Annotated in this window: 12 protein-coding genes; 2 read left to right on the plus strand and 10 right to left on the minus strand. The window is 55.3% G+C overall.

Annotation, left to right across the window (positions count from 1 at the left end; genetic code table 11):
- Position 1 precedes the first annotated feature (1 nt).
- Together D6C13_RS18220 and D6C13_RS18225 are read left to right on the plus strand one after the other, a co-directional pair.
- Entirely contained in the window at positions 2-856 is an 855-nt protein-coding gene (locus tag D6C13_RS18220; protein ID WP_120134112.1) for a MurR/RpiR family transcriptional regulator, read from the plus strand.
- Between the two features lie 64 nt (positions 857-920).
- Positions 921-2,009: an iron-containing alcohol dehydrogenase family protein gene (locus tag D6C13_RS18225; protein ID WP_120134113.1), complete on the plus strand. Its 1,089-nt coding sequence runs from the start codon at positions 921-923 to the stop codon at positions 2,007-2,009.
- 581 nt (positions 2,010-2,590) lie between these two features.
- Here D6C13_RS18225 and D6C13_RS18230 read toward each other — a convergent pair.
- From D6C13_RS18230 to D6C13_RS18275, 10 genes are all read right to left on the minus strand, one after another.
- Positions 2,591-3,478 (minus strand): LysR family transcriptional regulator, encoded by an 888-nt coding sequence (locus tag D6C13_RS18230; protein ID WP_120134114.1) that lies wholly within the window; start codon positions 3,476-3,478, stop codon positions 2,591-2,593.
- Positions 3,479-3,485: 7 nt separating this feature from the next.
- Positions 3,486-4,307, minus strand: a complete 822-nt coding sequence (locus D6C13_RS18235; protein WP_120134115.1) for a M55 family metallopeptidase — start codon at positions 4,305-4,307, stop codon at positions 3,486-3,488.
- Positions 4,307-5,386 carry a P1 family peptidase gene (locus D6C13_RS18240; protein WP_120134116.1) on the minus strand — a complete coding sequence of 360 codons (1,080 nt, stop codon included), beginning with the start codon at positions 5,384-5,386 and terminating at the stop codon, positions 4,307-4,309. Before D6C13_RS18240 ends, D6C13_RS18235 begins: the two co-directional genes overlap by 1 nt.
- Before the next feature lie 34 nt (positions 5,387-5,420).
- A complete protein-coding gene (locus tag D6C13_RS18245; protein WP_120134117.1) occupies positions 5,421-6,332 on the minus strand; it encodes an ABC transporter permease subunit in 912 nt (303 codons plus the stop codon).
- Between the two features lie 9 nt (positions 6,333-6,341).
- Positions 6,342-7,262 carry an ABC transporter permease subunit gene (locus D6C13_RS18250; RefSeq protein ID WP_120134118.1) on the minus strand — a complete coding sequence of 307 codons (921 nt, stop codon included), beginning with the start codon at positions 7,260-7,262 and terminating at the stop codon, positions 6,342-6,344.
- A gap of 80 nt (positions 7,263-7,342) precedes the next feature.
- A complete protein-coding gene (locus D6C13_RS18255) occupies positions 7,343-8,887 on the minus strand; it encodes a glutathione ABC transporter substrate-binding protein (protein ID WP_120134119.1) in 1,545 nt (514 codons plus the stop codon).
- Between the two features lie 36 nt (positions 8,888-8,923).
- The gene (locus D6C13_RS18260) at positions 8,924-10,792 is read right to left on the minus strand and encodes an ABC transporter ATP-binding protein (RefSeq protein ID WP_120134120.1); all 1,869 of its coding nucleotides are present in this window, start codon (positions 10,790-10,792) and stop codon (positions 8,924-8,926) included.
- Between the two features lie 30 nt (positions 10,793-10,822).
- A complete protein-coding gene (dgcA, locus tag D6C13_RS18265; protein ID WP_120134121.1) occupies positions 10,823-11,788 on the minus strand; it encodes an N-acetyl-D-Glu racemase DgcA in 966 nt (321 codons plus the stop codon).
- The gene (gene dgcN, locus D6C13_RS18270; protein ID WP_120134122.1) at positions 11,788-12,798 is read right to left on the minus strand and encodes an N-acetyltransferase DgcN; all 1,011 of its coding nucleotides are present in this window, start codon (positions 12,796-12,798) and stop codon (positions 11,788-11,790) included. The genes dgcA and dgcN overlap by 1 nt, the downstream gene beginning before the upstream one ends.
- A gap of 272 nt (positions 12,799-13,070) precedes the next feature.
- Entirely contained in the window at positions 13,071-14,141 is a 1,071-nt protein-coding gene (locus D6C13_RS18275; protein WP_279630071.1) for a porin, read from the minus strand.
- Between the last annotated feature and the right edge of the window lie 729 nt (positions 14,142-14,870).

A 14,870-nucleotide genomic window follows, 5' to 3' on the forward strand; every position in this document is an offset into this window, starting at 1 on the left:
CATGAGCGACACTGATTTGCAGTCACGTCTGAACGCATTACAGGGCAGCTTTTCCCCGGCGGAAAAACGGATCATCACGATGATCCGGCTTGATCCGCCGGGTGTCGCCAATATGGGGGTGACGGCGCTGGCAGAGTACGCTGAAACCAGCACCGCTACGGTGGTGCGTACCAGCAAGCGTCTGGGTTTTAGCGGCTATCCGGCGCTGCGGCTGGCGTTAGCGGCAGAATCCTCCAGCCCGATGCCCGCCGACATGCCGCTGGCAGCGGATATCGGTGAGAACGATACACCCAAGCAAATTCTGCAAAAGCTGCTGGAGTTTGAAGTTAAAGGAGCAAAGGAAACCTCGCAGCTTCTGAGCGCCGCGACGCTTGAACAGGCAGTAGCCATTCTTTCACAGGCCAGACGGATTGATATTTACGGTGCAGGAGCTTCGGGACTTGTCGCACAGGATCTGTGTCAGAAACTGCGGCGTATCGGCGTAGTTGCCCAGACTTACGGCAGCACCGACGAAAGTCTGGTGAGCGCCTGTCAGCTTGCCGCAGGCGATGTCGCGCTGGCGATTTCCCACTCAGGCAAGACCGCCGGTGTGGTGGAAGCCCTGTCGCAGGCCAAAGCCGCGGGCGCGACGACGCTGGCGATCACCGCCAACGGGCGCGCTGCCCTCGTGCGCAAAGCCGATGTCGTGTTGCGAACCAGCAATCGCGAAATGGGTTTTCGTGCCGCCGCAATGGCCAGCCGTACCAGCCAGTTACTGATTATCGACTGCCTGTATATCGGCGTGGCGCAGCGTCTGCCGGGCGCGCGTGAGGCCCTGCGTAAAACCCACGACGCGGTACAACACCACCGTCGCTGATATTCTTCCGTTCCTGTGCATGCCTTCTATACTTCTTAAAACACTTCGGTTTATGAGGGCATGCATGTTCACCCACCGTTTGGTATTTCCTGCCAGCGTCCTGCGCGGACGCGGCGCCATAAAGCATCTGGGCGCGATGTGCGGACGTTTAGGCCAGCGGGCAATGTTAGTGGGCGGTAAACGCGCCATTTCCAGCGTCGAGGCGAAAGTCGCCGATCAGCTCGAACAGCAGATGGTCAGTTATCTGGGCAGTGAAATCTTCGGCGGCGTGTGTTGTCAGGAGGAAATCAACCGGCTGGCTGACGTATTCCGCACGCAAGGTGTGGAAGTGATTATCGCCACCGGCGGGGGTAAAGCGCTGGACGCGGCCAAAGCGGCAGGCGTCGCCTGTAACATTCCGGTGGTCACATTGCCGAGCATTGCGGGCACCTGTTCGGCGGTGACATCGCTGGCGTTTCGTTATCATCAGGACGGTGAGTTCCGCGACATGATGCCATTACCCTGCGGCCCGGCTGCGGCGGTAATCGACGCCGATTTACTGGCCTGCGCCCCGCTGCAATGGTTGTCGGCAGGCATCGGCGATACGCTGGCAAAGTGGTACGAATACCGCGCTATCAGTGACCTCAACCAGCTTACCGGGCTGGCCGGTGTCGCCCGCACCAACAGCGAACTTTGCTATACGCTCATCGAACACTTCGCCGCCGACGCCTGTTTCGCGGTGCAGGACGGCAAAGCTAACAACGCCCTCGAACAGGTGCTCGACGCCATTTTCCTCTACGCAGGACTGACTTCCATCATGAGCAACGGCGCACACACCGGCGCTTCCCACGCGTTATATGAAGGCTTCACCGCCTGTCCGAAAACCCGCCACGTCGCCCACGGATTGCTGGTCGGTTACGGCAATCTGTGCCTGCTGGCGCTGGAAAACCGCAGCGACGAGGAATTGCTGGCCGCCATCGCACTCGCCCGCGCCAGTGCCGTACCGACTCAGTTAGCGCATATCGCGAAGGGGCTGACGGAGCAGGATCTGGCGGTGATTATCGACCGGAGCCTCACCACGCCAGATATGGCGAACATGCCGGGCGATATGACATTTGAAGATGTCAGGAGGGGGATTGAGAGAGTCGAGATGCTGGGGGCAAAGATTAATTGATGTGAGAACGCACATCAGAACGTTTTGAAAGATAAATGGTGAAAGTTTCGGTTTCTCAATTGCCGTGATCACTTATCGAATGGCGCCGAAACCGCCCAAAGGAGGAAAGTGCTTTTCCTCCTTTGGATTCCTCCTCGCTTTTTCAACAAGCGCTATCGCTCGCTGGCTATGTTTCAGGTACCGCAGTGACAGGCTGAAAAGCTTGCCGCTGCGCGGTACCTTCATTTCGGGATTGCAGCCTTGGGTCTGCAACCTCTCATTCAGCAAGCTTTCTGAACCGCCCGCAACATCTTAAATTCAAAGGCAGACTATTTTCCTCTTTTAAAAAAGTGGATTGGCGTGCTCAAAATTCAGCTGAACGGAGCGGCTTCGAGACCTATGGCTCGAAGACCGAGAGAAGGCAGTGCGAAGCACCTGGATTTGCGCCACTCACCATTGCGTCGGAACATGTCCGTCGTTCCAGCGATAGCGCGCAGTGAAAAAGCGCGGGAGTCCAGAGGGCGCGCGCTTACGCGTCCTCTGGGCCAGTTTGGGCGGCGAGCCCAAGGTTTTGAAGTTGAAATTGAAAAACTAAACGGGATTCAAAGGCCCCCCTTTAACTCTCCTACTTTTTGTTTTATCAGTTGCCTCAGCCTCAGCGAGGCCTGCGATGCCGGCTGGTCTCTCCTGCTCAGCAGAATCACCTCGAACGGCAGTGATTCCACCACCGGCACAATTTTCAGCTGGTCGATATACCGCCGGGCGGTAAAGGTATCGACCACGCCGACGCCGCCGCCCGCCAGTACCATGTCGGCGATCACCGAGTAGGTTTTGATGTACAACGCCGAGTGCGGCATCAGGCCGTTTTCACGCAGGACACGGTTAAGCACCTGACCCAGCGGATCCTGTTGCTGCAACATCAGCAGGTCGTTTTCGCACAACCACGCCAGCGTTACCGGCCCTTCCACGGTCGAATCTTTTGGCAGCAGCGCCACCATGTTGCCCTGATAAATCGACTCGGCGACCAGTTCCTGCGTGGCCTGCTCGCCAAATGCCAGCGCGAAATCCATTTTGTATTGCAGCAGATCCTGACTCAGCGTGTTGAAATGCCCGGTCACCAGTTCGACGCTGCCGCCGGGTGTCTGGCGGCGAAAATCCACCAGCACCGGCGCCATTACGCTATGCCCCAGTGCGTGTGCGGAACCGATGCGCACATGCTGGCCTTCGCCCTGCCGCAGTTGTTCCGCCAGCTGGCCGATGGCCTGAATATGGCTGAACAGCGCCTCAACTTCCGGCATTAACCGCCGCCCTTCCGGCGTTACGATTAACCCCTGCGGCGTGCGGTCGAACAACGTGAAACCCAGTTGCTGCTCGGCATGATTCAGCACCCGGCTGACATTGGGCTGCGACACATTCAGTAAACGCGCCGCGCCGCTGACGCTCCCCGCCTGTAAGACCGCCTGAAACACTTCGATGTGGCGTAAACGCATGCCGGCCCTATTTCTGCGTAGTCGCTAAGTACGAGAAGGCACTTAACAGACTGATAATGTTGGCAACGGTCGGGCTGTGATAGCCGACGGTGACCGCATCAAGGCGCTCAACGCCCGGGATCAGGCAGAATAAATCCGCCAGAACCGGTTTCGCGGTCATCAGTTCGAGATGATATGGTGCGCTGAATCTTCCCGAAGTCAGCGGTGCAGGTTTGCTGACGGCGATCGTCGCCTGTTTGCGGATTTTAGCGCAGGCAATCGACGGGCTGTCCGATTCGGCGGCATTGGCAGAAATCGCGCGTTTGACGCAAACGTATTGTGATTCCGGATAATAGCGGTGGATCCAGGTTTCGAGATGATCGTCGCCGGTCACCAGCCATAACGGGACGTTAAGTTCCGCACCAGCGGCAGCGTATAAATCGCTTTCGCCCACCACGTTGCCGTTGAGTTTAACGCGGTAAAAGGCGCGGCCATTGATGGTGTGCGCCAGTACGCCGTTTTCGCCCGCTGCGGTGTGATAGCCGACAAACATCAGGCCGTCGTATTGCTGTTGCTGCAGGCCTTCGACCATCGATAATCCGCGCGGTTTGCCCTGCACCAGACGGGCGCGCGGGTCGATTTTATCGGCGCGCAGGTTTTGCATCATCGCGTGGCTGTCGGCGACGGTCACTTCCATCGCGCCACCGGCAAAGGCACCGTCGATGGCGGCGTTGACTTCGCCTTCCATCAGCGCGCGGGCGGCGTCGTAATCGGCATTGCCCGGACTGCATTGTTCCGGACGCATGACACCCGCGATGCCTTCAATGTCCGCAGAGATAAATACTTTCATCAGTCGTTCCCTTTTTGGTTCGCCAAATTATCTAATACTTCACTCAATCCCAGCCGGTAATGTCCGTCGAATCCGCAGACGGTTTCTGCACTCAGTAAGGCATCTATAATAGCGTGTTCTGTGGCATCTGCCGCCAGCGCCAGCAAAGGCTCGAGTCCGGCATCCGGCAAAATGACACCGTCACGTTGCGTGGAAAACGCCAGTGCGATATCCCCCGAACCATGCCCCCAGTAACTGCCCAGACGCCCTAACCCGGCACCGGCGCGTTTGGCGATGCGTCCGAGCTGACGGCTGTCGAGATAACGGTCACAGGCCATCACAATAATGATCGACCCCGCATCCACCTGTGGCGCCCGTTGCGTCTGGATTTGGGCGATAGCTTCTCCGGCACGCACACCGTCGAGCGTCAGTTCGGAGAGTTTGCCAAAGTTCGCCAGCACCAGTACGCCCAGTGTCGCGTTAAGTGTTTCACACCAGCGTGAGGCCGTGCCGATACCGCCTTTTAAACCGAAACAGCTCATGCCACGTCCGGCACCTACGCTGCCACGGGCGAAGGTTTTTGTCGCGCCGTCGAGTGCGGTCAGTGCATCGTCCTCACTGACCGCCATCGCCTGAATATCGTTTAAATAGAAATCGTTGCACTCGAGAATAACCGGATTGATCGTTGGATCCGGACGGCCAATTTGCGGGAACATCTGGCAGCTGCGTTTCACCAGCGCGTTGAATAACGTGCCGGTGGCGAAGGTGTTGCTGAACAGCACCGGCGTTTGCAGTTCGCCCAGTTCCATCACCTGGATAAGCCCCATCGGTTTGCCGAAACCGTTCAGCACCGCCACGCCACATGGCAACGGGTTTTCATAGAGATTGTCGCCGGGCGGGACGATGGCGGTAACGCCGGTCTGAATATCCCCGGCGGTCAGCGTGCTATGGCCGACGGTAATTCCCGCCACATCCGTCAGTGAATTGCTGGCCCCGCAAGGGAAGCGCGGGCGAAAAATCTGGCGTGTGGTACGCCAGCGTTGCAACAAAGCAGACAGCGCCTGCTGCTGAAATTCATCTTCATGTTCTTGCGGGTGCATCGGTATTCCATTTCTGTCGGTTAACGCAGTTAAATTACTTTTTCAGTTTAGGATCCAGCGTGTCGCGCAGCGCGTCTCCGAGCAGATTAAATGCCAGGACTGTGAGGAATATCGCCAGCCCGGGGAACACGCTGACGTTCCATTTGCCCGCCATCATCATATTACGGCTCATCGCCAGAATATTGCCCCACTCCGGCACGTCCGGTTCCGGCCCCAGACCGATAAAACTCAGGCTGGCGGCGGTCAGAATGCTGGTGCCGATACGCATAGTGAAATAGACGATGACGTTCGACAGCGTACCCGGCAGGATATGGCGCAAAATCACCACCCTGTCCGGTGCGCCGACGCAGCGAACCGCTTCGACATAGGCACTTTGTTTAATGGATAGCGTGGCGGCGCGCACGATGCGGGCAAACACCGGCACGCTGAAAACCGCGACCGCGATGATGACGTTGTTCAACCCCGGCCCGAGAATCGCCACCACCGCAATCGCCAGCAACATGCCCGGAAACGCGAATAAGACGTCGGAACCGCGCATGATCAGCATGTCCAGCCAGCGGCCATAATATCCGGCCAGCAGGCCGAGCAATACACCGGCGATCATGCCGAGCGTCACCGAAAAAATGCCGACGTAAAGGGATAGGCGTGCGCCATAAATGATACGGCTGAGAACGTCACGCCCTAAATCGTCGGTGCCGAACCAGTGCTGTGGCGTAGGGCCGACGCCGAGCGCCATCCAGTCCGGCGTCATCGGATCAAAAGGTGCCAGCCACGGCGCGAATATCGCGACAAGTACCAGCAGCAGAATAAATCCGCCGGAAACCAGCGCCATCGGGTGACGGATAAAGGTGTGGAAAAAGTCGTACCACGGCGAACGGATATCATCGTGTTGCGAGGCTAGCGCAGCCGGTGTGGTTTCTTCCAGCACAGAAACAGGTTCGGTCATGAGCAGCTCCTAACGCAGACGGATAGCCGGATTGACCACCGCATAAAGCAGGTCAACCAGCAGATTTATCAGGATAAATTCAAACACAAACAGCATGACCAGCGCCTGAATGACAGGCTGATCCTGCGTTTTGATGGATTCAATCAGCAACCAGCCGAGCCCCGGCCAGCTGAATACGCTTTCGACGATAATCGAGCCGCCGAGCAGGAAGCCAAACTGCAAACCGAGCATGGTAATAATCGGGATCAGCGCATTGCGCATGATGTGTTTCCACGTCACCCGCCGCGCACGTAATCCTTTGGCATTGGCGGTACGGACATAATCTTCCTGCGCCACGTCGAGAAACGCGGAGCGGGTGAAGCGCGCCATCACCGCGGCCACCGAAGAACCCAGGGTGATCGCCGGCAGGATAATGTCCGCAGGCGAATTAAAACCGCTGACGGCGAATATCCCGAACGGCATGGCGACAAACTGGATCAGCAGCAATCCGAGCCAGAACGGCGGCATGGAAATCCCCCCGACCGCCATGCTCATCAGCGTCCAGTCCTGCCATTTTCCGCGTTTGAGCGCTGAAACGACGCCAATCACCAGCCCGAGCACCACCGACCACGCAAAACCCGCCAGCGCCAGCAGCAGCGTCGGCATAAAACCGCTTTCAATCACGCTTAACACCGGCTGTCGCGTGCGGTACGTGGTCCCCAGATCGCCATGAATCATACCGTTCAGCCAGTGCCAGTATTGCGCAGGCAGCGGATCGTTCAGGCCAAGCAGTTGCCGTGCTGACTCAACCGCCTCAATCGGCGCATCCTGTCCGGCGTAAATACGCGCAGGATCACCCGGCAGCAGCTTGATAAAGCCGAAAACCAGTAATGACACCACCAGTAAAACGGGGATCATTTCCAGTATCCGGCGGATAAAATAGGTCAGCATAAAAGGGTTTCCTGAACCTGAATATTGATGGTGGTGTGCTCCTCCCCCTGCGCAGGGGAGGGAGTTAACTCAATCCACTCTTACTTAAACTGTGCCTGGTTAAAAATCAGCGAGCCGTCGGCCAGCATGTAGACGCCGGAAAGGTCTTTGCTTTTGCCGACCAGATTATCCGGCACGCCGAGATAGGCCATCGGTGCATCCGCCCACAGCAGTTTCTGCGCATCCGCGTAGGCTGCTTTGCGTTTTTCGACATCAGCCGTTTGCAGACCGGCGGTGATCGCCGCATCGACCTGCTTGTTGCTGTAATAAGAAACGTTGTACGCCGACGGGATCCAAGATTCGGTGGCGAACAGCGGACGCAGCGCCCAGTCCGCATCACCGGTCGAGGCCGACCACGCGCCGTAATACATTTCGACTTGCGCATCCGCCGGTTTCGGCGTGCTCCACAGACGCTGGGTCAGGGTTCCGGCATCCATCGGCACCAGTTTCACGCGCACCCCAATCAGGGAAAGTTGCTGCTTGAGGAACTGCGCACTGCGGATACGGTCGGTTTTGTTCGAGCTCCACATTTCCACGTCGAAGCCCTTCTCATAACCGGCCTCTTTCATCAGCTCTTTGGCTTTGGCGATGTTATAGCTGTAATCCGGCGTGGTTTGTTTCTGATAGAACTGGACGTTTTTCGGCAGCGGCGACGTAGACGGCGAGCCCAGACCGGCGAAACCGACTTTCAGCCACAGATTGCGGTCGATGGCGTAGTTAATCGCCTGACGGACGCGCACATCCGAGAACTCTTTTTTCTGCGTATTGAAGGCGATGTAATACAGATAGATACCCGGATCCTGCGCGATATCCAGCTTCGGATCGCTTTTCACGGTGTCTACCAGATCGGACGGCAACGGGTAGACCGCGTCCACGCCGCCGGATTTCAGTTTCGCCACCTGCGTGGAGTCTTCAGGCGTCGGATAAAGCGTCACGGAGTCGACTTTCGGCCAGCCTTTCTGCCAGTAGTTGTCGTATTTCACCAGTTTGACGTCTTTGCCCTGCTGCCATTCGACAAACCTGAACGGACCGGTACCGACCGGATGCACGCTCAGATCCTGTTCATTCGGATACTGTTTCAGGGACGCCGGGCTGTGCATCACCGCCGACGGGTGTGCGAGAGTGTTGATCATCGCGCCGAACGGTTTATTGAGGGTGATTTTTACCTGATACGGGCTGACGGTGTCCACGGATTTAATCATGCTGAACAGCGAGTTACGTTTCAGGTGATTCGCCGGATTGGCCAGACGGTCGAGGTTAGCTTTTACCGCGTCGGCATTGAACGGCGTACCGTCCTGGAAGGTCACGTCATGGCGCAGGTTGATGGTGAATTCGGTGGCGTCGCTGTTGCTGGTGTAATCCGTCGCCAGCACCGGCACGACGGCCATTTTGCTGTCGAACTGGAACAGGCGTTCAAAAATGCCGCTCTGAATGGAGTAGCTCAGCGTATCCGTGGTGTCGTGCGGGTCAAAACCGGTCACGTCGGCATACATGGAAATACGCAGATCTTTGGCCTGAGCCGACGCCGCAAAACAAAGCGCCAGTCCGGCGGCAAGCAGGCTCTTACGCAAAAAAGTCGAATGCATGGTGTTCTCCAGTGTGTCCCAAAAAAGAAAGGTGAGTTATCCCTGTGCGACCCAGTGATGTTCACTGACGCGGGAATATTTGAGTTTTTCTATCTGTACACCCGCCGGATGCACCGGCGATTTCACTTCCACATCATCAAAATGACGTAACGCACGCTGCGTCGGATCTGCCACCGGCACCGAACTGAGCAGGCGTCGGGTGTAAGAGTGTTGAGGATTACCGAACACGGCATCGCGCGGACCCATTTCCACAATCTGCCCGCTGTACATCACCGCCACGCGATTGGCGATACGCTCCACCACCGCCATGTCGTGCGAAATAAACAGCCACGCAACGCCGGTTTCACGCTGTAAATCCATCATCAGATTGACCACCTGCGCCTGGATGGAGACATCCAGCGCTGACACGGCTTCGTCGGCAATAATCACCTGAGGCTGTAACGCCATCGCCCGCGCAATTGCAATGCGCTGACGCTGGCCGCCGGAGAATTCGTGCGGATAACGCCGCGCGTGAGAGGGTTCGAGTCCGACACTTTTCAGCAACTGATTCACCACCGGCGTGGCGTCAGCCAATGACTTTTTCAGGCCGTGCAGTAATAGCGGTTCGGCAATGGAAAACCCGACGGTCAGACGCGGATTGAGCGAGGAGTAGGGATCCTGAAATACCATCTGGATCTGACGGCGCACTGCCTGAAACGGCGTGTCGCGCATCAGGGTGATTTCTTTGCCTTCAAGATGAATGCTTTCGGATTCACTGCCGACCAGCCGCAGGATGGCGCGGCCGGTGGTGGATTTGCCGCAACCGCTCTCACCGACCAGCGCCAGCGTTTCGCCCGGCCATATTGAGAAATCGATTTGTTCTACGGCGTGGACTTCTCTGGTGACGCGGGATAAAACGCCTGAGCGGATCGGATAACAAACGCTCAGCCCGCGCACATCCAGCAGCGGTGGCGAAGCGTAATCAGCGGTTTTCTGATCGTCTTCCGCTGGCGGAATGTGAGGCAGATCACCTGCAATCGATTGCTTTTCTGGTGAAATGTTTTGACCGGTTTTGGCGGCTAACAGCGGGAACCGGCGCGGCCATTTCAGCCCCTGCATATCGCCCAGTTTTGGCACCGCGGCCAGCAATGCGCGGGTATAAGGATGCTGCGCATTGGCGAAAATCCCGGTCACGCTGCCCTGCTCCACGACCTTGCCCTGATACATCACCACCACGCGGTCAGCGATTTCCGCTACCACGCCCATATCGTGGGTGATGAACAGAACCGACATATCGCTGCCTTTTTGCAGATCGCGCAGAATTTGCAGAATACGCGCCTGCACCGTGACATCCAGCGCGGTTGTCGGTTCGTCAGCAATCAGCAACGCCGGATCACAGGCCAGCGCCTGCGCAATCATTACGCGCTGACGCATGCCGCCGGAAAGTTCATGCGGGTAACATTTCAGGATACGTTCGACGTCAGGAATACGCACCTGTTTCAGCAGTTCGCGGGCTTTGTTCAGCGCCGTGGCTTTGTTCGCCATACCGTGATCCAGCAGCCCTTCGGTAAGCTGATCGCCGACGCGCAGCACCGGATTGAGCGAGGTCATCGGCTCCTGGAAGATCATCGACATTTCCTGACCGCGCAGTTTACGCCGTGATTCTGCCGACAATGAAGTCAGTGCATGGCGCGTGCCGTTGCGGCCAAAAAATTCGATACTGCCTGCATCGATGTGCGCCGAGTCGGGCAGCAGCCCCATCACGCTCAGTGAGGTGACGGATTTACCTGATCCGCTTTCGCCGACCACCGCCACCACTTCACCTTTATTAACAGAGAAGGAAACGCCTTTCAGCGCCTGCGTTTTGCCTTGCCGGCCGGAGAATGTGACCGACAAATCGTTAATCTGCAAAATGGGCACTGTCATCAATAAACGCCTCCTTTATAGGCTGAACTGTTAAAGCCAGACTTCACCGTTTTCATAGCGCAATGCCGGTTCGGCGTCCTGCGCCAGCCAGATTGGCCCGTCGAGATCAACACGCTCGGCCTGCACCGCCACCGGCAACGCCGCTTCCATCGCAATGGAAGAACCGAGCATGCAGCCAACCATAATCCGCAGACCGAACTGCCGGGCGATATCAGTCATCGCCAGCGCTTCGGTCAGACCACCGCATTTGTCGAGCTTGATGTTGATCATCTCGTAACGATCCCGCAGACCTTCGATATCCCCACGCTCATGACAGCTTTCATCGGCGCAAACAGGAATAGGATGCAAACAACGCACCAGATCTTTGTCATTCCCGGCAGGAAGTGGCTGTTCGATCATGGCCACGTTGAATTCATGCAATGCCTCGAACAAACTCCCGAGATCTAAACCGAGCCAGGCTTCATTCGCGTCCACCACCAGCGTGGCGTGCGGTGCAGCGGCGCGGATAGCCGCCACTTTCTCGATAATCTCTTCGCGGTCGAGTTTGATTTTCAGCAATTGCGCGCCACCGGCGACGGCCACTTCTGCCGCTTTCGCCATGTTTTCTACTGAATCGAGACTGAGGGTTTCGGCAGTAATCACCGACACAGGCTTTGGCATATCAAGCAGTTGCCACAGGTCTTTGCCCTGTTTTGCCGCATCGAGACGCCACATTGCACAATCGAGGGCATTACGTGCCGAGCCCATTGGTAACGCCTGCTGTAATGCTTCGCGGCTCAGTCCCTGTTCCACCTGCGGGCGGATAAGCTCAAGTTGCTCGCAAACGCTTTGCGGCGATTCCTGATAGCGGGCGGTCGGTGTGCATTCCCCGACGGCGGTATATTCACCGTCGGTCAGGGAAACGCGCACCACCGTGACGGCTGTGCGGGTTCCGCGAGAAATCGCAAACGGCTTTGCCAGCGGCAACTCTGTAGACTGGAAAGTCATCTGAATCATCAGCCGTTGTCCTTAATCCATTGCGCGATATTTTTGATGCCGAAACGCACCGGATCGGTAGCAGGTACGCCAAATTCTTCGCTGATTTCAGCCAGCGCGATTTTCGCTTCTTCTTCACTGACCGCCGAAGTATTCAGAGAGAAACCGGCCAGTTTCACTTCCGGGCTGGTCAGGCTGGCCGCCGCCAGATTGGTATCAAGGCACTGACGTAACGTCGGCATAAACTGATGTGGCAGATGACGCATGTGCGGACGGCCAAGTTCATGGCACATCACTAATAAATGCGCCTGCGCGCCGTGGATAAGCCCCATGCTGACACCGGCAAAAGACGGGTGATACAGCGAGCCCTGACCTTCGATAATGTCCCAGTGATCGTCGTCATTGGCCGGAGACAGCGCTTCGACAGCACCGGAAATGAAATCAGCAATCACCGCATCAATCGCAATACCCGCACCCGCCACCAGCACGCCGGTCTGACCGGTCGCACGGAAATCAGCGTTTAAATCCAGCTCCCGCATGGCGGCTTCCAGCGCCAGCGAGGTGTACATTTTGCCGACCGAGCAGTCGGTGCCGACGGTCAGAATACGTTTGCCGCTGCGCTTTTTGCCGGTGCCGGTGTCGAGTTCTGGCTGCATATGGCGCACGTCAAACAGCTCCACGTGATGTTCTTTGGCCAGTTCAACCAGTTCAGGAATGTCATTCAGCCCCTGATGCAGGCCGTTGGCGACGTTAAGCCCCGCGCGGATCGCCGCTTTGATCGAATCCAGCCAGTGTTTCGGTAATTTGCCGCCGGAGTTCGCGGTGCCCAGCACCATGGTTTTCGCGCCCTGCGCCTTGGCCGTTTCGATGTCGAGCTCAGGTAATCCCAGGGAAACCGAATCGGTCGCCAGACGGATTTGCCCGACGCAGGATTCAGGACGCCAGACGTGGATGCCGCGCGCGGTTTTCGCGGCCAGCGGATCCATCACGTCACCAAGGAATAAAAGATACGGCTTTGGAATTTGCTGCATGTCAGTTTCTCCGGGTTTCTTTTTTTAATGGGTTCTAATAAGACCCGGTAAATATTCCACGGGAGAAAGCGGCTGACGAATACTTGTTTGGCTTTGGGGTATAACGTGAGGCTATAGGTTTAGTTACATGAATTCATTGTGGTTAATGGGTAAGGCGGAGCGGAGATAGCAGGAGATAAATGACAGGCACAAAAAAAGGCAGAGCCAATGAACTCTGCCTTTGCGATTACCTTTTTCAGACACAGAATGGGGTAATAATTGGGTTCACTAACTTAGAAGCGGTAAGTCAGTGCTACAGCAACAACGTCATCAGAGCTTACGCCCAGTTTGTTGTTGTCATCGATCTGGTTGATCATGTAGTCAACATAGGTGTACATGTTTTTGTTGAAGTAGTAAGTCGCACCCACTTCGAAGTATTTGACCAGGTCAGCATCGCCGATACCGCCTTCAACATCTTTCGCTTTAGACTGTACGTAGCCGATAGAAGGACGCAGACCGTTTTCGAACTGGTACTGTGCAACTAACTCATAACCCTGAGTTTTGTTAGCGAAGCCGCCTGGGATTGGTGCCAGGTTACGGGTTTCGTTATACATTGCAGACAGATAAATCTGGTTAGCATCGTATTTCAGAGCGGTTGCCCATGCAGACGCTTTATCACCGCCGCCGATAGCGGAGTTGGTTTGTGCGTTAGTACGGTCAGATGAAGAACCCGCGATAACAGCACCGATGCCGGAACCTGCGATATCTTCATAATCGATAGATGCGCCGTAACCGTCGCCGTTGGCTTTAGTCGAGGTGCGACCGTCGTTCTCGTTTTTACCCTGGTATTGCAGGGCGACGTTCAGGCCGGTGACCAGACCGAAGAAGTCCTGGTTACGGTAAGTTGCCAGACCGTTAGAACGACCCACCATGTAGTTGTCGGAGTTAGCGGTATCACCACCAAACTCTGGCAGCATATCGGTGAAGCCCAGTGCGTCGTAAACTACACCGTAGTTACGGCCGTAGTCGATAGAACCGAAATCTTTCACTTTCAGACCCGCAAAGCCCAGACGGGTTTTGTTGCCCAGGTCACCCTGAGATTCTGCGTGGTTAGCCTGAATGTTGTATTCCCACTGACCATAACCGGTCAATGTGTCGTTAATTTGAGTTTCGCCTTTAAAGCCCAGACGCGCATAAGTCATGTCGCCGTCAGAACCTGTGTCATCAGAGAAATAATGCTTAGCGGTTACGCGACCGTAGAGGTCCAGTTTGTTACCGTCTTTATTATAAATCTCAGCTGCATTTGCGGTAGAACCCACTGCAATTAAAGAGACCGCTAAGGCCAACACACTGCGCTTCATCATTATTTAAGTTTCCTTGATCTTTTTATAAAGGATTTCTCATGCCCGTTCTTTTATAGGTCTGGAATATCGGGCTGTGAGTATTTGTACATGTTTTAAAATACGTCTGTCTGTAAAACGATTTGAACCTTAACACTGAGCACGAAAAGTTAAAATGGAAAAGTTCGGTTCAATAAGTCTTTTTTAAGTAAAGAGTTGTAACTTAATGTTTCAATCATAAGCTGCTAACCCCCTGATTATATGCGGTTTTCGCATAACAATTTGCACCATTACAGTGCGGCGCACCATTTCAGTGCAAGATACTCATGATTTTGTAAAGTAGTTGCAAGCTGGATCACCTTTATCAAAAGGTTTTTTTCTGTTAACAATCGTTAAGGAATTCGTGCTATCTGAAAAGGCTCTGCATTTAAATAGTGCATAGCAGGGTAATTATTTTGAATGGAAATCCATTATCTAATTAATAGAAAAAGCAGCCATAAGATTTTTGTACTACGCAACTTTCTTCTATTTAGGATTTTTAATAACGACATTGAAAAAAATAAATCCAAATTTAAGGATGCAATAATTACCTGTGTGATTAAATTGAACGAAATAGTCTATTTATCACCCGCCCGTATTGAGTGGTTTTTATTCAAAACAGGCAGTGGGATTTATTTCGCCTGTTGATGCAATGAAATACGGATAATGGCGAAATTCAATCACTCAGATAAAAACGCGTAAAAAACACGCTGT

It is taken from the genome of Rahnella woolbedingensis (assembly GCF_003602095.1).
GTDB classification, from domain to species: Bacteria; Pseudomonadota; Gammaproteobacteria; order Enterobacterales; family Enterobacteriaceae; genus Rahnella; species Rahnella woolbedingensis.